General features: G+C 69.6%; 22 protein-coding genes and 3 pseudogenes. 17 read left to right on the top strand and 8 right to left on the bottom strand.

Translation table 11 applies throughout. The features are described 5' to 3' along the window. The first annotated feature begins 219 nt into the window (after positions 1-219). Positions 220-1,425: an ATP-binding protein gene (locus ABZV42_RS37230; protein WP_356055918.1), complete on the top strand. Its 1,206-nt coding sequence runs from the start codon at positions 220-222 to the stop codon at positions 1,423-1,425. A gap of 110 nt (positions 1,426-1,535) precedes the next feature. Here the strand turns inward: ABZV42_RS37230 and ABZV42_RS37225 are convergent, their stop codons facing one another. The 5 genes from ABZV42_RS37225 to ABZV42_RS37205 all read right to left on the bottom strand — a co-directional run bounded on the left by ABZV42_RS37225 (position 1,536) and on the right by ABZV42_RS37205 (position 4,804). Continuing rightward, a complete protein-coding gene (locus ABZV42_RS37225; RefSeq protein ID WP_356055956.1) occupies positions 1,536-1,826 on the bottom strand; it encodes a dihydrofolate reductase family protein in 291 nt (96 codons plus the stop codon). A gap of 166 nt (positions 1,827-1,992) precedes the next feature. Then, the gene (locus ABZV42_RS37220) at positions 1,993-2,559 is read right to left on the bottom strand and encodes an SRPBCC family protein (protein WP_356055916.1); all 567 of its coding nucleotides are present in this window, start codon (positions 2,557-2,559) and stop codon (positions 1,993-1,995) included. Next, positions 2,543-2,905, bottom strand: a complete 363-nt coding sequence (locus ABZV42_RS37215; protein WP_356055914.1) for a metalloregulator ArsR/SmtB family transcription factor — start codon at positions 2,903-2,905, stop codon at positions 2,543-2,545. The genes ABZV42_RS37220 and ABZV42_RS37215 overlap by 17 nt, the downstream gene beginning before the upstream one ends. A gap of 302 nt (positions 2,906-3,207) precedes the next feature. Then, positions 3,208-3,615, bottom strand: a complete 408-nt coding sequence (locus tag ABZV42_RS37210) for a DUF3224 domain-containing protein (RefSeq protein ID WP_356055912.1) — start codon at positions 3,613-3,615, stop codon at positions 3,208-3,210. Positions 3,616-3,853: 238 nt separating this feature from the next. Continuing rightward, on the bottom strand, positions 3,854-4,804 hold the full coding sequence (locus ABZV42_RS37205) for a hypothetical protein (protein WP_356055910.1): 951 nt from the start codon (positions 4,802-4,804) through the stop codon (positions 3,854-3,856). Between the two features lie 165 nt (positions 4,805-4,969). Between ABZV42_RS37205 and ABZV42_RS37200 the strand changes: the two genes are divergently transcribed. Beyond that, positions 4,970-5,542: a hypothetical protein gene (locus ABZV42_RS37200; RefSeq protein ID WP_356055908.1), complete on the top strand. Its 573-nt coding sequence runs from the start codon at positions 4,970-4,972 to the stop codon at positions 5,540-5,542. A 76-nt stretch (positions 5,543-5,618) separates the two neighbouring features. Continuing rightward, positions 5,619-6,281 carry an SUKH-4 family immunity protein gene (locus ABZV42_RS37195; protein ID WP_356055906.1) on the top strand — a complete coding sequence of 221 codons (663 nt, stop codon included), beginning with the start codon at positions 5,619-5,621 and terminating at the stop codon, positions 6,279-6,281. Positions 6,282-6,680: 399 nt separating this feature from the next. Here the strand turns inward: ABZV42_RS37195 and ABZV42_RS37190 are convergent, their stop codons facing one another. Beyond that, positions 6,681-7,892, bottom strand: a complete 1,212-nt coding sequence (locus ABZV42_RS37190; RefSeq protein ID WP_356055905.1) for a transposase — start codon at positions 7,890-7,892, stop codon at positions 6,681-6,683. Between the two features lie 103 nt (positions 7,893-7,995). On the opposite strand from ABZV42_RS37190, the gene ABZV42_RS37185 reads away from it, so the two are divergent. Next, positions 7,996-8,364, top strand: a complete 369-nt coding sequence (locus ABZV42_RS37185) for a tetratricopeptide repeat protein (RefSeq protein ID WP_356055954.1) — start codon at positions 7,996-7,998, stop codon at positions 8,362-8,364. A 7-nt stretch (positions 8,365-8,371) separates the two neighbouring features. Here the strand turns inward: ABZV42_RS37185 and ABZV42_RS37180 are convergent. After that, positions 8,372-9,709, bottom strand: a pseudogene (locus ABZV42_RS37180) (transposase); the annotation flags it as partial. On the opposite strand from ABZV42_RS37180, the gene ABZV42_RS37175 reads away from it, so the two are divergent. The 5 genes and pseudogenes from ABZV42_RS37175 to ABZV42_RS37155 all read left to right on the top strand — a co-directional run bounded on the left by ABZV42_RS37175 (position 9,708) and on the right by ABZV42_RS37155 (position 11,697). Further along, positions 9,708-9,986 carry a transposase gene (locus tag ABZV42_RS37175; protein WP_356055951.1) on the top strand — a complete coding sequence of 93 codons (279 nt, stop codon included), beginning with the start codon at positions 9,708-9,710 and terminating at the stop codon, positions 9,984-9,986. The pseudogene ABZV42_RS37180 and the gene ABZV42_RS37175 overlap by 2 nt on opposite strands. Then, positions 9,947-10,075: pseudogene (locus tag ABZV42_RS37170) on the top strand (transposase); the annotation flags it as partial. The gene ABZV42_RS37175 and the pseudogene ABZV42_RS37170, both read left to right, overlap by 40 nt. A gap of 157 nt (positions 10,076-10,232) precedes the next feature. Next, a complete protein-coding gene (locus ABZV42_RS37165) occupies positions 10,233-10,418 on the top strand; it encodes a hypothetical protein (protein WP_356055964.1) in 186 nt (61 codons plus the stop codon). Between the two features lie 9 nt (positions 10,419-10,427). Continuing rightward, positions 10,428-10,601 (top strand): hypothetical protein, encoded by a 174-nt coding sequence (locus ABZV42_RS37160; RefSeq protein WP_356055962.1) that lies wholly within the window; start codon positions 10,428-10,430, stop codon positions 10,599-10,601. Then, positions 10,601-11,697: pseudogene (locus tag ABZV42_RS37155) on the top strand (amidohydrolase family protein). The gene ABZV42_RS37160 and the pseudogene ABZV42_RS37155 overlap by 1 nt, the downstream one beginning before the upstream one ends. Positions 11,698-11,963: 266 nt before the next feature. Here the strand turns inward: ABZV42_RS37155 and ABZV42_RS37150 are convergent. Continuing rightward, positions 11,964-13,217: an ATP-grasp domain-containing protein gene (locus ABZV42_RS37150; protein WP_356055903.1), complete on the bottom strand. Its 1,254-nt coding sequence runs from the start codon at positions 13,215-13,217 to the stop codon at positions 11,964-11,966. A gap of 435 nt (positions 13,218-13,652) precedes the next feature. Between ABZV42_RS37150 and ABZV42_RS37145 the strand changes: the two genes are divergently transcribed. The 8 genes from ABZV42_RS37145 (at position 13,653) to ddaH (ending at position 22,287) form a co-directional block, all read left to right on the top strand. After that, positions 13,653-13,835, top strand: coding sequence for a hypothetical protein (locus ABZV42_RS37145; RefSeq protein WP_355990699.1), 183 nt, complete (start codon positions 13,653-13,655; stop codon positions 13,833-13,835). A 61-nt stretch (positions 13,836-13,896) separates the two neighbouring features. Then, positions 13,897-15,225, top strand: coding sequence for a SidA/IucD/PvdA family monooxygenase (locus tag ABZV42_RS37140; protein WP_356055901.1), 1,329 nt, complete (start codon positions 13,897-13,899; stop codon positions 15,223-15,225). 351 nt (positions 15,226-15,576) lie between these two features. Next, complete coding sequence (locus ABZV42_RS37135) at positions 15,577-15,939, top strand: cupin domain-containing protein (RefSeq protein ID WP_356055899.1); 363 nt, start codon at positions 15,577-15,579, stop codon at positions 15,937-15,939. Beyond that, positions 15,936-17,561, top strand: a complete 1,626-nt coding sequence (locus ABZV42_RS37130; RefSeq protein WP_356055897.1) for a class I tRNA ligase family protein — start codon at positions 15,936-15,938, stop codon at positions 17,559-17,561. The genes ABZV42_RS37135 and ABZV42_RS37130 overlap by 4 nt, the downstream gene beginning before the upstream one ends. Before the next feature lie 4 nt (positions 17,562-17,565). Next, a complete protein-coding gene (locus ABZV42_RS37125) occupies positions 17,566-18,804 on the top strand; it encodes an FAD-dependent oxidoreductase (RefSeq protein ID WP_356055895.1) in 1,239 nt (412 codons plus the stop codon). After that, complete coding sequence (locus ABZV42_RS37120; protein ID WP_356055893.1) at positions 18,801-20,099, top strand: MFS transporter; 1,299 nt, start codon at positions 18,801-18,803, stop codon at positions 20,097-20,099. The genes ABZV42_RS37125 and ABZV42_RS37120 overlap by 4 nt, the downstream gene beginning before the upstream one ends. A gap of 21 nt (positions 20,100-20,120) precedes the next feature. Then, complete coding sequence (locus ABZV42_RS37115; protein ID WP_356055892.1) at positions 20,121-21,365, top strand: ATP-grasp domain-containing protein; 1,245 nt, start codon at positions 20,121-20,123, stop codon at positions 21,363-21,365. A 52-nt stretch (positions 21,366-21,417) separates the two neighbouring features. Continuing rightward, entirely contained in the window at positions 21,418-22,287 is an 870-nt protein-coding gene (gene ddaH / locus ABZV42_RS37110) for a dimethylargininase (RefSeq protein ID WP_356055890.1), read from the top strand. Positions 22,288-22,310 lie beyond the last annotated feature (23 nt).

The following is a 22,310-nucleotide window of genomic DNA, read 5'->3' as shown; positions in this document are numbered from 1 at the left end:
AAAATTGAGGGCCTCGAGGCCGCTGGCAACGGTGTCGTACGCGGCCTCGAGGGACCCGCGACCGCACTCCAGCGGCGATTCGCACCCCCTGGGTCGGCGTCCTTCCAAAAGTCGCTCACTCACCCGCCCACGCCATCGGCGAAAGTGGCCTGGCCTGGTATTTTCCCGCAATTCACCTAGCCTGGGGGCGTGTTGTCGGCCGTCACCGGAGGGGGCAATGTGAGTGGGGAAGCCAACAGATACGACGCCAGCCACATCCAGGTGCTGGAGGGGTGGGAAGCCGTTCGCAAGCGGCCGGGGATGTACATCGGCTCGACAGGTGAACGCGGCCTGAACCAGATGGTGTTCGAGGTGGCCGATCGGGCGGTGAACGAGGCCCTGGCCACGGGTTCCGGCCGCGTTGACATCACTCTCATGCCCGACGGCGGCGTGTGTGTCGCCGACGACGGGCCGGGCGTTCCCATCGACAAACCGGAGGGCGCCGGCGGTTCCGGGCTCGAAGCCCTGCTCACCGACATGCAGGCCGGGGCGGGACCCGACGGCCGTCACAGCGTGACACTTGGCTTCTGCGGCTTGGGGCCCGCCGTCGTCAACGCCCTGTCACGCCGGATGACGGCCGAGGTGCGGCGCGAGGGCGTCCGCTGGGTCCAGGAGTACGTACGCGGCGTGGCCGTCACCCCGCTCACCGAGGCAGGCGCGGCGACCGGAAGCGGGACGTCGATAGCCTTCTGGCCCGACGCCGACATCTTCGGAACCACAGAGTGCTCGTTCGACGGGCTGGCGGAGCGCTTCAGGGAACTGGCCTTCCTGAACCAGGGCTTGGAGGTCTCGTTGACCGACCGGCGCGGGCCGGGTGAGTCCCGTTCGACGCGGTTCCGGTTCCCGGGCGGGGTGCGAGACTTCGTCGTCTTCCTCGACAGCCCCGCATCAGAGCCCGCGCCCACAGAGCTCGCGCCCAGAGAGATCATCGCCTTCGAGCACGAGGACCCACGGATGGCGGGGGTGATGGAGGTTGCTTTCCGTTGGTCCCGCTCCGGCGAGGAACGGGTCCGGAGCTTCGCCAACAGTCGGCCCACCACTGGCGGCACGCACGCGCTGGGCTTCCGCGACGGAGCGGCGGCCGCGGTCACCGCGTACGCGCGCGAGCAGCATCTGCTGACGGCAACGGACCCAGACCTTGGCACCGACCAGATCGGCGAGGGCCTGACGGCCGTCGTGTCGGTGAAGCTGGACCGTCCCGAGTTCGAGGGTTCCACACGTGGCGTGCTGGGCAACTCCGCAGTCCGCGACTGTGTCGGACAGAGCGTCCAGCACCACCTCGGCAGGTGGCTGAAGGAACAACCGGAGCGAGCCGCAGCCGTCATCGACCGAGTCGTCCGGGATGCACCCCAGAACTCACCAGCAACGGACTCGGATGGCCGCTGACTTCTGCGCTTCCCACAGGAGCGCAGTGATGTCCGTACTCGACTGGATCGGCGTCCCACCCCGCGCAGCCTGGGCCACGGGATGGGGCGCTGACCGGCGTGGTGCGTCGGCTATCGCTTGCCGACGGAGTAGGTCAGGTGGGTCACCCGGGACGATGCGTCCGTGCGGGTCTGGGCGAGGGCGAGGCGGGCCGGGTCCACGCGGTCGAACAGGCGGATGCCGGTGCCGAACAGCACGGGCGCGAGGGTGATCGAGAATTCGTCGACGAGGCCGCTGTCCAGGTACTCCTGGATCGTCTTCCCATGACGCTCGCGCCGGTGCGCTCGTACGTCGCCCGTGCGATGTCGTTGTCGAGTCCTTCCTCGCCGCCAACGCCGAGCTTGAGGTTCTCCCGGAACCACCGCTGCGGGAACAGCCACGCCTGAAGCTCCGACCACTTCGCCATCCAGCGCTGGACCCTCGGGTCGCTCTGACCTTCGGGCGAGAAGACGTCCTCGACAGGCACGGCCTCCGGCGCCATGAAGCCGTCGAGCGACATCGTCACGCTGAAGAACACCTTGCCGGCCATCAGCCCTCCACTCCCTTCGATGTGCGCTCGCTCCGGTCGGTCTCGTTCCCAGAGGTCTCGTTCCCGGTGGTGTCGCTCCCGGTGAGTTCGGCGACGTAGGCCGCCAGGTTGCGCAGGGTCTGCTCGCCGCCCTCGACCGCGTGGTACTTCTCCACCGCCTCGTCGCGCAGTTCCTTGGTGGGGAACACCGCGCGCATCACGATCCGGGTCTCCTCGCCGGCCGGCTCGAAGGTCAGGACCGACTCGAAGGCGTTGGGGTCGTCGCGGGACTCGCCGTGCACCATCGCGATCCGCTCCGGCGGGACGATCTCGGTCCAGTTGATCCACTCCTGGTAGTCGGTCCCGTCCGGCCCGTGCATCACGAAGTCCCAGACCCCGCCCGCACGGAATTCGAAGGACCGCGTCGTGGTCGTGAACCCGTCCGGTCCCCACCACCGTGAGAGGTGCCGGACCTGCGTGAACGCCTCGAACACCAGCTCCCGTGGCGCGCCGATGGCCCGGGAAACCACGATCTCGCGGTCCGCGGTCGGGTGGTCGGGCCCGCCGCCGCTACTGGTCGTCGTCATCCGGTGGTTCCTCCTGCCTTGCCTGATTCAGATCTCGCACGTACTCGTCCAGTCGGTCGAAGGTCTCGTTCCAGAACCGTTCGAAGCCGCCGACCCACTCGTGGACCGGCCGCAGCCCTTGGGCGTCCAGGCCGTACAGCCGCTGTTTGCCCGCCACGCGGACCCGCACCAGCCCGACCTCGCGGAGCACCCGCAGGTGCTTGGACGCCTGCGGCTGGGTCATCCCCAGGTCCCGCGCCAGTTCGGTCACCGGCCGCTCGCCTCCCCGCAGCAGCACCAGGATCTCCCGCCGCTGCGGCTCGGCGATCGCGTTGAACGCGTCCGAGGTCGTCGCCGCTCGTGCCATGTCCTCACCGTATGCCTATATCGGAATGTGTCAACGCGAGGGCATGCCGATGCGGCGGACGTTCGCACCGTCGGTCAACCTCACCGGTGACGACGAGCATCGCGACCCACTCGACCAAGGTGTGAGGGAGGCCGAGCGCGGCGGGCCAACCAACGAGGCTCCTGTGCCGACGGGTTGAGACCTCGAGCGTCTCCCTCAGCGGCACAGGAGCCTTGCGCGTTGCGCCCTCTCCACTTCACCGGCGTCGCCCAATCGGTGGCCACCCCGCGAGGTTCCGTTCTGGTGCCGGGCGCCCTGCTGAGCTACCGGCCGAGAACGTAGTCGAACCAGATCCGGTGCGTGCCGTCCGAGTCGACGGCGATGCCTCCAGTGCCGGTGATCCCGGCCAGCTCGCCCGTTCCGCTGCCGGGGACGACGACGAAGAACTCGCTCTGTCTGCCCTCGCCCAGGGTCGTTGCGGAGTGCGCAAAGTTGAAGGCACCCGACCGGCCGTGGAGCGCCCCGTCGAATGACTCCATCGCGACATAGGTGCCGGTGCCGGTGGACTGGTCGAACGCCGCGGTGAACAAGGTGGCCGAGCGTCCGGCGACCTCGCCCTCGTACTGCTTGTTCATCGTGGCGACACCGACGGGCACCGCGGTCTCGATCGCCGGGCCAGGCATCGGAGCCGGGGTGAAGTCGGCCACCTTGAATGTTCCTGAAGCTCGCATCCTCGGATCGTATTGCGCACTGCTGACATCGGCCCCGACCAGATTGATGACCACCGGACAGAGTCCTGGAGTGGGGTGGGGATGGGGCCGCCGTCTTCGAGGTGCCGGGGCCGTGGCGAAGCTCGGCAACGCGTTTCGGGGCGCGTCGCGTCGCTCAAGCCATCCGACCCGTCTCGATCAGTCGCCTCACGCCCTGTCCGAGTCCTCAGATCCCAGCATTCAGCAGCCCGTCGCAGACCTACGCAGAAGCGTGCGGCAGGGGCTTGTCGGCATCGTCGACCCTCTGGGGCCCTACTGGCGTGAGCAGGTCCTGATACGGCTTGAACTGGAACTGAAGCGGCGGAGCCATGTCCCCGAAGGACTCGGTGAACACGCCTGGCGAGCAGGCCAGTTCACGCCGCAGCCGTCCCGCCGTGTCGTCGCCGGTAAGGCCGGGGGCGAGTGCGGCGCAGGCCCGGACGCCCGCGTGCGGGTCGGCCAGCCAGGGGCGCGTGTCACCGCCGAGGTGGCCGATGGAGATCAAGATGGTCGCCGCTTCGTATGAGGACGAGGATGCGGCCCAGGCCATCGACGTCAACTGCTCCCGCAGCGAGTGAACTTGGGCTGACGCCGTTGCATGCCGGGCCAGTGACCCGACGGCCGCGGCAGCACACCTCCTGCGGCCGGCACGTTCCGACGCCAGGTGCGGCAGAACTCGCCTCAGCAGTAGGGGAGCCAGGTCGAAACAGGCGAGCGCCGCCTCATCGAGTACGAGTTCGCCCAGCCCCGTACCGTCATGCCACATCTCGGCCCGGTCGTCGGCACAGGCCGACAGATAGGCGCTGGTCCACTCACTCAGCTCCGTCGCGCGGTCCCTGACCTGGGTCCGTACCCCCGAAGCCTGGTCGCCGAGGTCGGCGGCGACACCGACCGCGTACAGGTAGGCGAGCATCGCGTCCCCCAGCGAGGGATCGTCGGGCCCCAACTGCGGATTGTCCAGCAACTCGGCGACCAGCAGCGCCGTGGGCGCAGTCGCGGGCCAGGCCTTCCCCTCCCGGCGGAGCGTCGTCGACCACAGGTGGGTGTACCCCTCGACGAAAGCCTCCACGTCGTCGCCGAGAAGCGCCGCCAGATGCCGAGGGGTGTCGGAGGCGGGCCCCATGGCGTGGAACAGCGCGCACCAGTTCACGTCGTCTCTGCGATCAACCACCCTGGAGATGGTGCCACCCGGACGTCACGCGCTCAATCGCTGCCGGGACTGAACTGGCATCAGGAGAGTTGAGGCGCCCCGATGTTCTCGGACAGCGGGCCGCATAGGATCCAAGTCCAGAGCGGCGGAGAGAGCCACCGGTACAGAAGCCTAGGAAGTTCAGTCATGGAAGCCGCCCGGAAGAGTGATGCCGACGACGCCCTCGACCCGGCCTGGTGGACCGAGGACCCGGAGCGCTGGGAGCTCCTGCGGTTCGAGGCGGCCCACGACGAGGGCGGCCTGCCGCTGGACCGGTGGTGGAAGGACCGCCAGGACGTCCTGGACGCGCTCATCCTCGCCCCAGGACTGCTGGACCATGACTTCGCCCGCTTCCTGCTGGACCAGGAGATGCGGTTCCACCGCCACTGCTGGGGCTTCAGTCACACCATCGAGATCGCCGCGGTCCTGCTCGCCGAGCACCGCCGGCCCGACGACGTCTGGCACCTGTGGTGGGCGATCACCACCAGCTTCGACACCTGGTTCGGTCTGCCCCACCGCCTTCTCCTCGCCGGCGGAGGAACGGAACGCACGGTCTCCTACATAACCGACTCCGATCACGAACAGCGGGACAACCTGCTGGGACACCTCAACGGGCTCGAGGCCTCGACCGCCGACAGCGTCACCACGCTCATCGCCGAACGCCGCCAGTACTACACCGACACCCTCCGCGAGCTGAACAGCCCTGGGACCGTACGGTGACCAGCGAACGGTCCCCGGGACACCGGGTTCCGGCGAGTGACACTGCGCCTGCTGCACCGGGACGGAGGTCCAGGGGTTGATCACCGATGAACTGAGGCGCCGGCTGTCACTCCCGCTCGCGGACCTGGTCACCACACAAGACCGCCAACGGGTCAGCGACATCGTGCTCAAATGGGACCTCCCGGCTCGCGATCTCGAAGCCGTACGCCAGTGGGGCCTCCCCAAGCTGCGACTCTTCACCCCGACACACCCAGTCGCTGCCGAACCCACCCTGGATCCCAATCTGGCGGGCGATCACGAGCGCCGCCTCGTATCGCGCGGGCAACGCCTCTACGAGCTGGGCTTCTGGGGTTCTCGTCGAGACAGCTGCGTTGTCGGCGTCGTCCCCGGGGATGGCCGAGTTCTCTGCCTGCTGCCCGCGCCGATCACGGTCGAGGATCTCCCGCCCGCTCTGAGGCCGTTCCATGAGGGACTCCACAAGCCGGCGACGTCCTTCTTCAGTTCCTCGCTCGCGCAGTACCTCGAGACCGCTTGGCGCTGGCATGCGGCCCTGGCAATCCTGCGAAGCGTGACGGAGCCCGCGATCAACGGCCTCCAGGAAGAGTTCGACAGCCACTACGACCTGCTCTACGGGTGCGTCGACCTGATCCTCGACGCGGTCCGTCGCATCGACCCGGCCGTCGCTGCGCAAGAGCCGCACGCGACCTGGGTCGAACTGATCCGCGCGAACTCGCTCTGACCGTGGGAAGCGGGGGCAACGGCACGGACTCCATTGCCCCCGCACCGACGCCGTCCGGTCGCGGTGACTCCTGGTGGTTCGAAGATTCCGCGTCCCTACTATCTTCGGATGATGTCGAATCGAGCTGCGGCTGCCGGGGTCGGTCTTGCGCGGGTGATGGCGCATTGCGGGGGCAGTCCCACGGCAGCCGTGCACTACGTGGCCGGGGCCATCGCCGCGGCACCCGAGGACCGGGAACCGTACGCGATGCTCGCCGAACTCTGGGAGGAACAGCAGGCGGATCTCGCGGAGCTCCTTCGAGACGCCGGCTCTCTGAGGACGGTGCTGGCGCGGTCTTACGTCAGCTGCTTCCTCCGGAACGACGTGACTCCTCCCCGTCCTGAAGAACGGGGCTTCTCGCTATGCCGGGTTGGCGTGGCGACGGACCAGCCCGGCCCGTAAGACGTTGGTGGCTGCGACGGTGTCGGCGTGCGCGTGGTGGCCGCAGGCGACGCAGTGGAAGGTTTCCTGGGTGGGCCGGTTCTGCTTCGCGGTGTGCCCACAGTGGGGGCAGGTGCGGGAGGTGTTGCGGGGGTCCACGGCGATCACTTCCCGTCCGGCGCTTTCAGCCTTGGCGTGCAGGATCCTCAGGAACACCCCCCAACCGGCATCGGCGATCGAACGGTTCAGTCCCGTCTTGGCCGCTGCCCCGTTGGGCAGGAATGCGCCTGCCTGGTCGGGGTCGGGTTTCGGGGCGGGTGCCGTGTTCATGTTGCGGATCTTGAGGTCTTCGTGCGCGATGACGTCATGCCTGCGGACCAGGTCCAGGGCGGTCTTGTGCGCGTGGTCCAGCCGCCGGCGGCGGACCTTGCCGTGCAGCCGGGCGACCTTCTCCACGGCACGTTGGTGGTTGGCGGTGCGGTCCTTGGCCTTGCAGCGCGGGAACCGGGACAGAGTCTGCTGCGCGGCCTGGAGTTTGGCGGCGGTCCGACGGCCGTGGCGCGGGTTGGGCACGAAGGCGCCGCCCGAGTCGGCGAGGAAGTTCGCAATGCCCAGGTCGATCCCGACCGTGCTGCCGGTCGATGCCAGCGGCTGTGGCTGTTCCTGCTCGGCGGTGAGCACGACGAACCACCTGCGGCCCTCCCGCTTGACCGAGATCGTCTTGACCCTGCCTCTCACGGCGCGGTGCTGATTGACCTTCACGTGCCCGACACCCTGGAGGCGGACGCGGGTGACGGGGTCATGCGCAGTGGAGTCCCACCGGCAGCCATCCCCGTCCTTCGGGAAATCCACCGTGTCGAACCAGTTCACCCCACGAAAACGCGGATACCCCGGGGCATCGCCAGACTTGACCCGGCGGAAGAACGCGGCGAACGCCCTGTCCAGACGGCGCAAGGTGGCCTGCTGTGAGGAGAACGACCAGCGGCCCTGACGCTCCGGGTCGAACGCCCGGACCTCCTTGAGCTGCGCGGACTGCATCCCGTACCTGACGCTGGTCTTCGACGGGTGCCGATAGGCATCGCGGCGCTCTTGCAGAGCCCCGTTGTAGAGAGAGTGATCTTGCAGCATCTCCGACAATGCCTGCGCCTGACGGACAGTGGGCCGCAGAAGGAACTTATAAGCACGGATCATCCAGCCCACCCCCTCCGGCCGATTTCACTCAACCCTAACGGCCTGCGGTCTCACCGATGCGTCGTTCGGCCCTTGCGACCGGGCGGATTCCATCGAGCGGATCATGCTGACAGAAGCCGTGCGGGCCGGGACATGGCGAAAGTTGGGGGACCACGGTCAGATCGCGGCGGCGTTCGAGCGCGCTCTTGCCCTGGACCCGACCAACTGGTCGCTGTATCTCGACCTGGCCGACCTGCATGCCGAACAGGGCGACTTTCGCGGTCCAGCTCATCGGTCAGGGGCTGGAGCACGAGCCGACCGAGGTCACACTTCGCGGGGCCGGGGACACCTGTTCCGGCGGACACCCCTTCTTCTTCCTGGATGTTGTCGGCGTCGGTCAGGACGCGCGGGTCAACTCGGCCCTCCACACGGGACGGCGGCACCAGGGGCGGTGTCCACACCGGCTGACCCGTGTCGGGCAGGGCGGCCATGATCTCGTCCCAGACCCCGCAGTTGCGCCAGGTCTTGTAACGGGAGTGGATGCCCTTCCAAAGGCCGAACCGCTCGGGAAGGTGCTCCCACAGGCAACCGGTGCGCGCCTTGTAGAACATCGCATCGAGCATCAGGCGACCGGGGTGCATACGGTGGTTCGGCGGCACCCACGCCTTGACGATCGGTTCGACCATGGCCCATGCCTCGTCGGTCAGCTCGTCCGGCACGAGCCGCCCGCTCCCCTTGAACCACTCCGCCATCGAGCACGCGAGGCCTACCCGGGGTCGCGGCACCGGCCCGGTGATGGTCACGCGCACGTCGAGCAGCCCGAGCACCTCGGCCTGGTGCGCGGGGCCCATGTCGGCCAGCCGCTCACAGGCGACTGTGGCCAGGGCGGCAAGGTCCTTGGCGCGATGCTCGGCGGCCTCGGTCTCCTCAAGCCACGCGGTGGCCTCCTTGCGCATCGCCTGGAGCTGCTCCAGTTCCTCGATCAGCGCGCGGGTGGCTGCGGCCACGGCGACCGCCGGTAGACCTGCCTTGGCGTAGTCGGTGACCGTGGTCGTGATGGCCTGCTCGCGCTCCTTGATCTGGCGGTCCAGGTCGGCGATGCGGTCGACGTGGTTGGACTCCTGGCCAGCCACCATGCCCACCCACTCAGCCGCCATGGCCTTGAGCCGCTCCGAGTCACCGAGGAGGTTGACGACCTCGCCCCAGATGGCCGACTCCATCGCGTCGGCGTCGACCATCTTGCAGGTGCACACCGAGTCACCCGGGTACTTCGAGGCGAGGCCGGAACAGCGATACCAGCGACCATCGCGACCCGAGCGCTTCATGGCGACGTGGTGCGCGTTGCAGCCGGTGTGCTCGTTGAACAGTCGCTTCGACAGCGGGTAGGGCTGGGGCTTCGGCTTGCCCGCACCCTTGGACGTCTGGCCGAGTCCTGCGGCGAGGGCGGCCAACTCGCCCGGCGTGAAGATCGGGTCAAGCGGGATCGTGACGCTTGCGCCGTGCTTGGTCGTGCCGTCCTTGTTGCGAGCTGCGCCGTGTCCGGCGTGCGCACGGTTCGGGTTGCGGAAGGTGACGGTCGCGCTCACGGTCGCTTCGTTGGTGAGCTTGGCGCGCAGGTTCGAGTGCGACCAAGGCTTGCACGATCGGGTGACCTGCCCCAGCGTGTTGAGCCGGGCGGCCACCTCGCCCCCGCTAAGCCCCTCCTCTACAACCATCTTCCAAGCCGCCTTGAGGATGGCGGCCTCGTGCTCGTCGATGACGAGGAAGGAACCACGCTTGCCCTTGCCCTCGATGCGGTATCCGTAGGGCGGTGCGCCACCCGGCCACCCGCAGGGCATTCTGTTCGTCCTCTACAACGACATAGCTTGGCAACTCCTGCCGCTGGAGCTGGGGTTCGGCTCAGGACAGACCTGCTGGCGGCGCCTGGAGCGGTGGCAGAAGACAGGGGTCTTCGACCGACTGCACCGGATCCTGCTCGCAGAGTTGAACGCGGCCGGCGAACTCGACTGGTCCAGGGCGTGCGTGGACGGTTCTCACATCCGCGCGAGAAAGGGGGCGCCGACACCGGTCCGTCGCCGGTCGACCGGCGGAAAACGGGCAGCAAACACCACTTGATCTGCGACGGACGCGGCACCCCGCTCAAAGTCATCACGACCGCGGCAGGCGTCAACGACGTCACCCAGACCCTCGCCCTGGTCGACGGCATCCCACCCGTCGCCGGCCCGCCCCGGCCGACCGCGCCGCCGACCCGAAGCCCTGCTCGGCGACAAGGGCTACGACTCCAACGCTCACCGCGACGAACTCCGCAAGCGCCGGATCCTGCCCGTCATCTCCCGCAGGGGCGCCCCGAACATCAAGGGCATGGGCAAGCTCCGCTACGTCGTCGAGCAGACCTTCGCCCTGCTCCATCGCCGAGGCCCGCCGCTTCCGGAACACCTGACGCGGCAGAGGCGGGCGACGTGGCGCGGCGACCGCCGGGGTGCCGACGTCCGTGCCCGAAAGGCCCAGGCCGCCGTGCCGCCGGCCGGTGTCCGGGGTCCGGGCTAGAACCGAGTCATGAGCCATCCATCAGCCCCGCCGCCGGTCCTGATCAAGAACGTGCGGGTCTTCGACGGCGTGAGCGACCAGCTCAGCGGCACGCGGTCGGTGTACCTCAAGGACGGCCTGATCGGCGAGGAAGAGGAGCAGGCCGGTCCGGACGCGTGGTCGACGGCGGCGGCCGGGTGCTGATGCCCGGGCTCAGCGACGCGCACGTGCACCTGTTCGCCGCCGGCGCCACCATGCCGGAGATGCTGCTCGCGCCCACCGGCGTCCTGTACTACAAGGCCCTGGCCGAGGCGGGGCAGATGCTGATGCGCGGTTTCACCACGGTGCGGGACATGGCCGGGGACACCGCCTGCCTGCGGCAGGTGATCGATGCCGGGCTGTTCCCTGGCCCGCGGATCTACCCCAGCCAGGCGGCGATCTCCCAGACCAGCGGGCACGGCGACTTCTCCGACGTCCACCAGGCCGCCACCGCGTTCGGCGGCGCCCCCTCGCGCGCGGAGGCGCTGTCGTTCATGCGCGTGGTGGACGGTCCGGAGCGGGTGCTGGCAGGAGTGCGCGAGCAGCTCAAGCGCGGCGCGAGCCAGATCAAGCTGATGGCCGGCGGCGGCGTCACCTCCGCCTACGACCCACTGGACACCTTGCAGTCACGGCGGCCGAGCTGGAAGCCGCGGTCCAGGCGGCGGCCGACTGGGGCACCTACGTGTCCGTGCACGTCTTCACCCCGGAGGGCATCCGCCGTGCTGTGGACGCGGGCGTGAAGTCGATCGAGCACGGTCTGCTCGCGGACGAGGCGACGATCGCTCACCTGGCGGAGAAGGACGTGTGGCTGAGCGCCCAGCCGTTGCTGGAGAGCGATCACACCTTCGCGTCCCCGGACTCGGCGGCGAAGAACCGCCGGGTGTGCGACGGGGTCCAGCACACGCTCGCCTGGGCCCGCGCCCACAAGGTGAAGCTCGCGTTCGGCACGGACTTCCTGCTCGACCCCGCCTCCGCCCACAAACAGGGGGAGATGCTCACCCGCCTCACGACCCGGTTCGGCTTCACCCCCGTCGAGACGTTGCGGATCGCGACGTCCGGCAACGCCGAACTGTTCCGGCTCGCCGGAGAGCGCGACCCGTACCGCCGGGCGCCTCTCGGTGTCATCCGGCCCGGAGCCTGGGCCGACGTCCTGGTCGTCGACGGCGACCCCACCAGCGATGTGACCCTGCTCGCCGATCCTGAGAAGAACCTCGCTCTCATCGTCAAGGGTGGCCGGATCCACAAGAACCGACTCGGATAGCGCCGAGGGGCATGGGGCGACGGTCGAGGGTCGAGGGTCGAGGTGGATCCGGCCGTAGTCCGTCTGGAGCAGCCGGGCGTGTTCGCCGGCCTCGGGTCGGGTGAGTTCGGCGGACGCGGGGACCGGCCGTGGCCCTCGAGCCGGACCGGCGTCGGGGCGGCTGGCACGCCCCGGGTGCGGCGCCAGCGGGCCAGGGCCAGGGCGAGGCCGGTGAGGAGGCCGTCGTCGACGCCGGTCGGGTGGTGCTCGGGAGTCGTAAAGGGCCGTCAGTCCAGTGGAGCGAACGTCAGGTGTGCTTCATCGGTGGCCTTGTCGAGGCTCTGCTCGCAGGCGGTCCGTTCGGGGGCGGCGCAGACGACGTAGGCGTAGCGACTCAGGTATCCCCCTGGGGGCAGCCGCAGTTCCGTGCCCTCGTCCGCGATCGCCTCGGCGCACAGCAGCCCCTCGACGTCGCCGACGGCGGGAACGGACACCTCCTGGACGCGGCAGTTCCGCGGCGGGTAGGTGAAGCGGATGCCTGCCGTGCGCTGCCCGGTGCGGGTGAGGTCGGGGCGTTGTCCGAGGGCGAGTTCGGCGGCCACCCGGCCGGGGCGGATACCGGTGGCCAGTTCGCCGAGCCAGGGGATGAGGTCGCCGCCGAGGCGGGCGTTGACCTCGACCACCACGGGGCCGCGTTCGGTGAAGAGGACCTCGGTGTGGGTGATGCCGGTGGAGACGTGCAGCGCCTGATGGGCCGTCTTGAGGACGTGCAGGAGGTCCGGGTCGGTCAGCAGCCGGTCGTCGGCCTCGACCACGTGGCCGGTCTCCTCGAAGTAGGGCTCGAAGCCGGTCTGCTTGTGGGCTATGAACATCGGCTCGTACGCGCCGTCCACGCAGATCCCGTCGATGCTGATCTCGGGGCCGGTCATGTACTCCTCGAGCAGCACGCCGCCCTCGTAGTCCGGGGAGCCGCCGTGGCCGGCGTGCTCGGCCATGGCGAAGGCGTCGTCGAAGGCGGCGGGGTCGTCGACGCGTACGACACCGATGCTGGCGCCCATGCCGCGCGGCTTGAGCACCATCGGGAAGCCGATCGCCGGGGCCGCCTCGCGTGCCTCCTCCAGGGTGTTGGCGAGGGTGTAGCGGGGTTGTGGCAGCCCGGCCAGAGTGAGAGCGGAGCGGGTGCGGTGCTTGTTGCGGCAGCGGTCGGCGCCGTCCAGGGTGAGGCCGGGCAGGCCCAGCTTCTCGGCGATCAGTGCGGTGGTCGTCACGAGGGTCTCGTCATAGGTGAAGACGCCCGCGATCCGGTGTGAGGCTGCGATCTCCTGGGCCGTGGCGAGGATCTGTTCGCGGTCCGGGACGAGCCGGTCCGTGTCGAGCAGGGGCACCACGCTCCAGCCGGTCACGTGGGGGCGCTGCCAGGTCGGCTCGGCCGCGTCGATCAGCCACAGGGGGTGCCGCTCGGCGGCCGATGCGAGCAGGTACTGGCGGTAGCGCTGCCGGCCGCTGCCGATCACGAGCAGGGCGTCGGTCTGTGCGGTCATGGTGCCGGCTCCTCAGCCTCGGTGGGATCAGGGACCGGCGGGCGGTCCCGCGTTCCACCATCGCCGGTCGTCCGCCTGTCGGCAGGGTGCTCGCAGGGCCGGAAATCCGCCAGGCGGGAACCTGCCGGGTGTGCGAATGGGATGACCGATAGGGAAGTTGGACGAGAGCCGGCATACCGGCATGAAGGTTCGCCTCCACGTGGTCGTTTTCGATGCGCCACCCGTCGTCGACGAAGGCGGAATGATTCATTCATTGACTTTCATCACTCTTTGGGCGATTTATTCAAGTGCCGTATTTCTGCCAGGCGGTTTGACGGTCCGCAAGGAGGCACGCACCCCGCCCGGCGGGCTGTCAGGGTTGGCCCTGCCTCCCTAGCGAACAGCCGGTTGAGGCGCGGTAGTTCCCACCCGAACCCAACGATTCGAGGAGCACTCATGTCCCGCACCCGTGCTGCTGTCGTCGCCGCTCTCTCGTTCTCCGCCCTGGTCGCGGCCCTGGCGGGCTTCACCAACACCACCAACGGTGACTCCGGTTGGGGCTCGGTCCGGGCGAACGACTCCGGCTGGGGCAGCTCGTCGACGGCGGCCGAGAACGTGCCGGCCGGGCTGCGCGTCTGAAGTCGTCCACCCCGCTCCGGCACACCGCCCGGAGCAATGGCACTGCACCGAGGGGAAGTTCATGTCCAACCATGACGTCGAAGTCCTGGCCATCGGAGCGGGCCCGGCCAACCTGGCCCTGGCCGTGGCGCTCGAGGAGCTCGCGCCCGCACGCCTGGCGGACAGTACGCTCCTGCTCGAACAAGGCGACCAGGTCGCCTGGCAGCGCGGCATGCTGCTTCCGTGGTCGCAGAGCCAGGTCTCCTTCCTCAAGGACCTGGTGACCCTGCGCAATCCGAGGAGCAAGTTCTCCTTCGTCAACTACCTCCACGAGACGGGGCGCTTGGAGGACTTCATCAACCTCGGGACCTTCACCCCGTACCGCAGCGAGATATCCGACTACCAGCGCTGGGTGGCCGAGTCCCTGGACCGCGTCACGGTGCGCTACGGCTCCCGAGTCACCTCGCTTCGCCCGCGCCGCGACCGGGGAGGAGCGGTCGAGGGCTGGGTGGCTCGCACGGCGGACGGCACCACCGTCACGGGCCGCCAGCTCGTGATCGGCGCGGGGCGCGACGCCAACGTACCGACGGTCTTCCGGGGGCTCGGCGGCGACCGGGTCATCCACAGCACCCAGTACATGGACCGGATCACCGGGCGGCCGCGGACCAGCGGCCAGCGCGTCGTGGTGATCGGCGGGGCGCAGAGCGCCGCGGAGATGTTCCACTCCGTGCAGCAGGATCTGCCCGGCTGCGAACCGACGCTGGTCATGCGCTCGATCGGGTTCAACCACTACGAGACCAGCAAGTTCACCAACGAGCTGTTCTACTCGGGGTTCGTCGACGAGTTCTTCCACGCCGAGCCGCAGTCCCGTGCCCGCATCCTTCAGGAGATGCACCGCACCAACTACGCGGGGCTCACCCCGGCCATGCTGGAGCAGTTGTACCGGCAGGTCTACCTGGACCGGATGCGGGGCCGGGACCGGCTGTCGATCCGCACCATGACCGAGGTCACCGCGGCCCGGGACACCGGCGACGAGGTCGTGCTGAGCCTCGTCAACCAACTGACCGGCGTCGAGGAGGAGATCTCCTGCGACGTCGTCCTGCTGGGCACCGGCTTCCGTTCCGAGCAGCCGGCCGTCATCCAGGACCTCGCCGACGCTCTGGGCCTGACGAACGTCGAAGTCTGCCGGGACTACCGCCTGGACATCGGCGAGCAGGCCACCGCCACCGTCCATCTCCAGGGTGTCAACGAGGCCACGCACGGCATCGCCGACTCCCTGTTGAGCGTCCTCGCCCAGCGCAGCGAGGAGATCGCCCGGAGCCTGATCCGGCACGCCGCACCGGCGGCCGGCCTGATCGAGACCGTGTCCGCCGGCAGGGACCGCGAGCCGGTCGTGGCGGGCAGCCGCTGATCCGGCCCCCGCCGCCGAGCGGACCGCCACCGCTGCACCCAGCACCAGCCACCTGTTTCCCGGCCCCTGCCTCCGCCACAGAAGGCACCGTCACCGCTGCACCCGGCGCCTCCCGGCTGCCTCCCGGTACCCGGCCTCCGCCACCGAGCACACCGTCACCGCTGCCCTCGGCGCCTCTCACCTGCCTCCGGGCACCCGGCCTGCGCCACAGAACACACCATCACCGCTGCCCCCGGCTTCCGGCACCCGGCACCCGGCACCCGGCGGACGCTCCCGCCCCACCCCAAGCGATCCCCCATCCCCCATCCCCCATCCAGATCCCCCAAGCCCAAGCCTGCCGAAGGAACCCCCTTGCACATCCGCCATCTCGACCGTGCCGCGCTCAGCCAGGAGAACGGCTGGTCGCAGCGACTGCTGCCGTGGCCCACGCTCAACGCGCCCTTCGAAGGCGCCCAGAGCGTCATCCGGTCCAAGTCCTCGTCCCCCCGTCACGCCCACCACGAGTACGAGATCTTCGTCGCGGTCAAGGGCGAGGCCTGGATCGAGTCGCACGGTGAACGGCTGCCGTTCACGGCCGGCGACATCGTGCACTTCCCGCCCGGTCACGAGCACCAGGTCATCAACGACACCGACACCGACTTCGAGATGTTCAGCATCTGGTGGGACACCGACATGAGCGGGGCCTTCGGGACCCGGCACGAGAGCGAGGCATGATCATGACCTCCGTCGACGACCTCGGTGACCGCCGCGTCATCGTCATCGACACCCCGCCCACCCCCAACGGCAGCCTGCACATCGGCCACCTCGCCGGCCCGTTCATCGGCGCGGACGTCCACGCGCGCTACCTTCGGGCCACCGGCCGCGGCGTCCTCTACTCCTCGGGCACCGACGAGAGCCAGACGTACGTGCTGGCCAGCGCCCGCAAGCTGGGCGTGTCTCCCGAGGAGCTGGCCACCCGCTCCTGGAACGGCATCCGCGACACCCTGGCGACGATGGGCATGTCGGTCGACGGCTTCGCGCCCTACGACGACGGCTACCGCGCCACGGTGCTCCGGTTCGTCCAGGAGCTGTACGACGCCGGCAAGTTCCGGCTGCGCACGGTGAACCTGCCCTACTCGGAGAAGACCGGCGACTTCCTCGTCGAGGGCCTGGTCTGCGGCGACTGCCCGATCTGTCTGTCGGAGAGCCGCGGCGGCCTGTGCGAGACGTGCGGGCACCCGAACAACTTCGACGAGCTCATCGGCACCCGCTCCACCGCCGACCCCGCCGACGTCCTCACCACCCGTGAGGCCGAGATCCTCGTGCTGCCCATGGAGGAGTACCGGGACCGGCTCACCACGTACTACGCCGAGAAGCTCCCCTATCTCCGGCCGCACATGGCGCAGCTCATCCGTGAGCTGCTCGACCGCCCGCTGCCCGACTTCGCGATCACCTACCCGATCGGCTGGGGCATCCCCGCGCCGTTCGCCGAGACACCCGGCCAGGTGATCAACGCCTGGGCCGAGGGCATCCCGGCCGTCATGTACACCACCGACTACGCGGCCCGGCAGCTCGGCGAGGAGACCGAGTCCTCCGACGAGCTGTGGCAGACCAGGCGCGATCACGAGCTGGTCTACTTCATCGGCTTCGACAACATCTGGTTCTGGGGCCTGACCCACCTGGCGCTGATCATGGCGCACGAGGGCCGGTACATCGTCCCGGACGCCATGGTGGTCAACGAGTTCTACGAGCTGGAGAACGAGAAGTTCTCCACCAGCCGCGGCCATGTCCTGTACGCCGAGGAACTCCTCAAGGAGGTCCCCCGGGATCTCGTGCGGTTCTACCTCGCGCTCGCGAACCCGGAGAACCAGCGAACCAACTTCAGCCGGGCCGCCTTGGACAAGGTGAGCGACGAGCGTCTGGTGCGGCCCTGGCGGCGGCTGGGCGCGCGGCTGGCCGAGGCCGTCGAGCGGGCGGGGGCGGGGGCGCTGCCCGTCTCCGACCGGGCCCGCAAGCACGCGGCGATCATGCTGGAGCGGTTCGCGGGCTGTTACGAGCTGGAGAGCTACAGCCTCACCCGTGCGGCCGACCTGATCTGCGTGCAGCTGGAGCGGCTGGCCCGATGGGCCGAACAACTCGACCTGGAAGGGGAGTTGGACCGTACGGCGTTGGGTGACCTGTTCGTCGAGGTCCGGGCGCTCGTCGCGTGCGCCTCGCCGATCCTGATCGACCTGGCCGAGGCGGCGACGCTGGCCGGCTGGTTCGACGGGTCCATTGGGTTCGAGGCGTTCGCGGTCCTGGAGGTCAAGCCTTTCGCCCTGCCGTCGTTCGACACGCTCCCGGAACAGATCGGCTGACGTCGTGCGGATCATCGTCGTGGGCGGTGGGGTGATCGGCCTTCTCACCGCACTGGAGTGCTCGCTTGCCGGCGCCGAGGTCAGCGTCGTGGACCGGGGCGCGATACCCAACCCGGAGGCCACCTCCTACGACCGGCACCGGGTGCTGCGCGCCCTGCATCCCGGTGCGGCGGAGGCCGCGGCCGCCATCGAGGCCCACCACCGGTGGGCCGAGGTGGAGTCCCGGCTGGGTACGCCCGTCTACCACCGGGTGGGTGCCCTCACCGTGCTGGGACCGCAGGAGCCCGAGGCGTCGGCGGCCGCTTTCGCCGAGCTGCCCGGTGCGCGCCGGCTGAGCGTGGGCGAGACGGCCGAGCGGTTTCCGCAGCTGCGGCTGCCCCGCGGCAGCCGGGCCGTTCTCGAACGGGACGGCGGGGTGCTGCTGGCCGACCGGATCCTGGCGGGCACCGCGGAGGTGCTGGCCGCGCGGCCGGGCGTACGGCTGCTGCCGCACCACCGGGTGACCGGTGTGGAGGCGGCGTTCGGCCTGGTGCGTCTCGCGGACGGCTCGGTGCTGCGCGCCGATGCGGTGGTGGTGGCCGCGGGCCTGTGGTCGCGCGAGCTGCTCGGCCCTGACCTGTCCGGTGGCCTGACGCTGTACCGGCAGACCCAGCTGATGTGCGCGGTGCCCGCCTCCGCGCGTGAGGTGTGGCAACGCACCCCGGCCGTCCCGTCGTTCGGGACCGCGGAGGGCGCGTGGCTGGTGCCGCCGGTGGGCGGGGCCCCGCTGAAGCTGAGCGCGGCCGTCGCCTGCCGCCCGGTCGAGCGGACCGGCGACCGCGTCGCACCCCGCGAGGTGCAGACCCGCCTCGTGCTGCACTTCACCTCCCTGCTGAACGGCTTCCGCGCCGAATGGATCGAGCGGGCCGAGGACAGCTACTACCTCGCCGACCGGAAGACCCATGGCGCGGTCCTTGGGCAGCTGGGCGACAACAACGCCTGGATCTACGCCGCGTGCGGCGGGTCCTCGTTCAAGTTCGCGCCGATGATCGCCCGTTCGCTGGCCGGCCGGGCGCTGGGCACCGGGCCGCGGGTGCCCACCGGACTGAGGGCGGTCGACCACCCCGTACGGATGCCCGGTGAGCTGAGCGTCCCCGAGTCCCGCTGGTCCTCTCCGGCCACTGGGGTCCGGCGATCGGCCCCGCACTCCCCCGACGCCCCGGCCACTTCCCCCCACCACTCGACAACAGGAGTCGCACCATGACCAGCGCAGTACTCACCAAGCCCCATCAGGCGGGGGGACCGCCCAGGGCCGACCGCGCCGAGTGGCTGATCCTCCCGGCGAACTTCGTCACCTACCTGGGCAACGGCATCCAGCTGACGGGCGCCTCCCTGCTGGTGCTGCAACAGCAGGGGACGGCGCTGTCGGTGGGCTGGCTGTTCATCGTGATGGCCATTCCCCAGGTGCTGCTGTCGGTGCCCTTCGGGTGGCTCGTCGACCGGTTCGACCGGCGGGTGATGTGCCTGGTGTGCGACCTGGTCAGCGCTGTGGCGGCGCTGGCCCTGCCCATCGCGATCTGGCAGGGGGCCGACTCCCAGTACACGGCCTACGTGGTGACCTTCGTGCTGTCGACGGTCGCCGCGGCGTTCAACCCGGCGAGCAACGCGCTGGTGCGCGAGCGCGTGCGCTATGAGCGGCTGGGCCCGTTCAACGCCAACTTCTCGATGTCCACGCAGGCCGGCTCGCTGCTGTCGGCCTCCGTCGGCGGCTTCCTGATCCAGATCTTCGGCCTGATGCCGATGTTCTACTTCAACGCCGTCACCTTCACCTTCTCCGCGGTCTGCTGGATCCTGCTCGGCCGCAAGCCCGAGATCAGCACCGCCGACGCCGAGCAGGGCGAGGCCAAGACGGTGGCGACCGGAGGACCGGTCAAGCGCCTGGGGCTGCTGCTGGCGGTCGGCAGCGTCAACATCACGGTCAGCAACGTGCTGCTCGTCGTCGTCGTCATCGAGGTGTTCAAGCAGAAGGTGGGCATCTTCGGTCTGGTCGACGCGCTGGCCGGGGTGGGCATGCTGTGCGGTGCGGCCCTCTACAAGCGGATCTCGCACCGGTTCTCCAACCTGACACTGGCCGCCTTCGGATTCTTCGGCAACGCGGCGCTGATCGCCGTGGAGCCGCTGCACATCGCCGCACTGATGGCGGCGATCCCCTTCGCCGCGTTCTCCTTCGGCTTCGCGGCGATCTCCTCGCGGACGCTGCTGATGCGCGCCATCGACGACAGCCGCTCGGGCCGGGTGTTCGGCACCGTCAACGCGGTGAGCCTCGCGGCCGGCCTGGTCGTCACGATCTCGCTGTCCTACCTGGCCGACCACCAGTCGGTGGCCTCCGCGTTCTGGGTGCTGTCCGCGCTGCTCATGGTGGTCCCGCTGGCCGCGATCGCCACCATGCGCGGCTTCTACGAGCCGCCGCAGGTCCCGGCCGGGACCGCTGCCGCTCCCGATCTGCCAGGCGAGGCGGATGCGACCGACGCGGCCGTGGCGCCTCAGCCCGTCAACTGACCGAAGGAAGGAGCACGAGCGATGAAACTGCTCGCCGTCGAGGCTCTCCAGAACGCGCAGTACTACCTGTCTCGCTACCGGCAGGTGGAGGAGTTCGGGGCCGACCTGTACGTACTCAACGGCGTGGGCGAGGAGGACTACTGGCCCGCCGGGCGCTACCGCGTCGCCGGCTCCCAGCAGATCGACGACATCGTCGCCGCCGCCCGGGCCTGGCACGAGGAGGAGCGCTTCGAGGGCGTCCTCACCTTCTCGGAGGCCGGTGTGGTGAGCGTGGCCGCGGTCGCCGAGGCGCTGGGGCTGCCCGGCGTCGGGGTGGAGGCCGCCCGTACCAGCCGCAACAAGTACCTGATGCGCCAGGCGCACGAGAAGGGCGGGGCGCCCATCCCGGGCTTCCGTTTCGTGCCCGAGCTCAGTGACGCGCTCGCCGCCGCCGAGGAGTTCGGCTACCCGGTGATCCTGAAGCCCACCCTGGGTGCGGCCAGCAACTTCGTCTTCCGCGTCGACGACGCGGACGAGATGGCGGCGCGCTTCGAGCAGGCGCTGGCGGGCATCGACGACATGTCCTGGTACCGGATGGAGGCGCACGGCATCGACCTGGGGCCGCAGGGCCTTTTGGTGGAGTCGTTCCTGGACGGCCGCGAGTTCCTGTGCGAGGCCGTCGCCTGGGACGGCGAGGTGTACCTCGGGTCGATCGTGGACCGGGTCACCGTCGAGGGTGACACCTTCGACGACGACGTGCACGCCGCGCCGACCTCCCTGTCTCCCGACGCGATCGAGGCCCTGCACCGGGCGGTGAGTGCCGGGGTGCGCGCCCAGGGCGTCACCCACGGCACGCTGCACGCCGAGGTCCGCTACCACGACGGTGCCCCGCACATCCTGGAGATCGCGATCAGGCCCGGTGGCGGCGGCCTCGACCACATCGCCCGGCTGACCGCGGGCCACTGCCCCATCCGCGCCCTGATGGACACCGCCCGCGGGGTGCGCCCCAGGACGGGTCCGTACACCCCGACCGGCGTGCACATCGCCGGCATGGCCCTGCTGTGCGACTCCGGGCAGATCGAAGAGGTCGTCGTCCCCGACGAACTCGCCGAGTCCGACCGGGTGTTCTTCTTCAAGATCACGGCCCGCCCCGGGGACATCATCCGCCGTCCCCCGCAGGGCAACTCCATCCTCGGCTTCCTCGGTGTCACCGGCACCTCGTTCGAGGACGCGATGAGCACGGCGACGGACCTCGCCCGCTCGATCGACGTGCGCCTCACCAACTGACCACCGTCACCCGCACCCCCACTCCGTCCCACACCCCAGGGAGAGAACCGCGATGCCGTACTCCGAACCGATCACGCCGCGCCCCAGCGTCCACAAGAGCGTCCGCGGCGCTCGCACCGTCACCCGGCGCAGGCTCCTGATGTGCCGCCCCAGCCACTTCGACGTGCGCTACTCCATCAACCCGTGGATGCACCCCGACAAGCCCGTCGACACCGAGCTCGCGCTCGCCCAGTGGGAGACCCTGCGCGCGCTGTACGAGGAGCTCGGGCACACCGTCGAGGTGATCGAGCCGCAGGCCGCACTGCCCGACATGGTGTTCGCGGCCAACGGCGCCACCGTCGTCGACGGCAAGGTGCTCGGCGCGCGCTTCCGGCACGCCGAGCGCACCGGAGAGGGGCCCGCCTACCTCGACTGGTTCCGCGGCCGTGGCTTCACCGAGCTGCTGTGGCCGCAGTACATCAACGAGGGCGAGGGCGACTACCTGCTGGCCGGGCGCAGGCTGCTGGCCGGCACGGGATTTCGTACCGACCCCCGCTCGCACGCCGAGGCACAGGAGTTCTTCGGGGTCCCCGTCACCGGGCTGACCCTGGTCAACCCGGAGTTCTACCACCTGGACACCGCGCTCGCGGTGCTGTCCGACACCGAAGTCATGTACTACCCGGCCGCGTTCACGCCGGGCAGCCGGGCCGTGCTGCGCGAGCTGTACCCGGACGCGATCCTCGCGACCGACGCGGACGCCGCGGTCTTCGGCCTCAACGCCTTCAGCGACGGCCGCAACGTGCTGCTGCCGCAGGCGGCCACCCATCTCATCGGCGAACTGCGCGAGCGGGGCTTCGAGCCGCGCGGCGTGGATCTGTCCGAGCTGCTCAAGGCGGGCGGCAGCGTCAAGTGCTGCACGTTGGAGCTGCGCGAAGCCGCCTGAGCGACCCCACCAGCCACCGGAGC

It is taken from the genome of Streptomyces sp. NPDC005281, from assembly GCF_040607495.1.
In the GTDB taxonomy this organism is placed as follows: Bacteria; Actinomycetota; Actinomycetes; order Streptomycetales; family Streptomycetaceae; genus Streptomyces.
The sequence above is the reverse complement of the archived record's forward strand: the minus strand, read 5'-3'. Positions and strand labels throughout refer to the sequence as shown.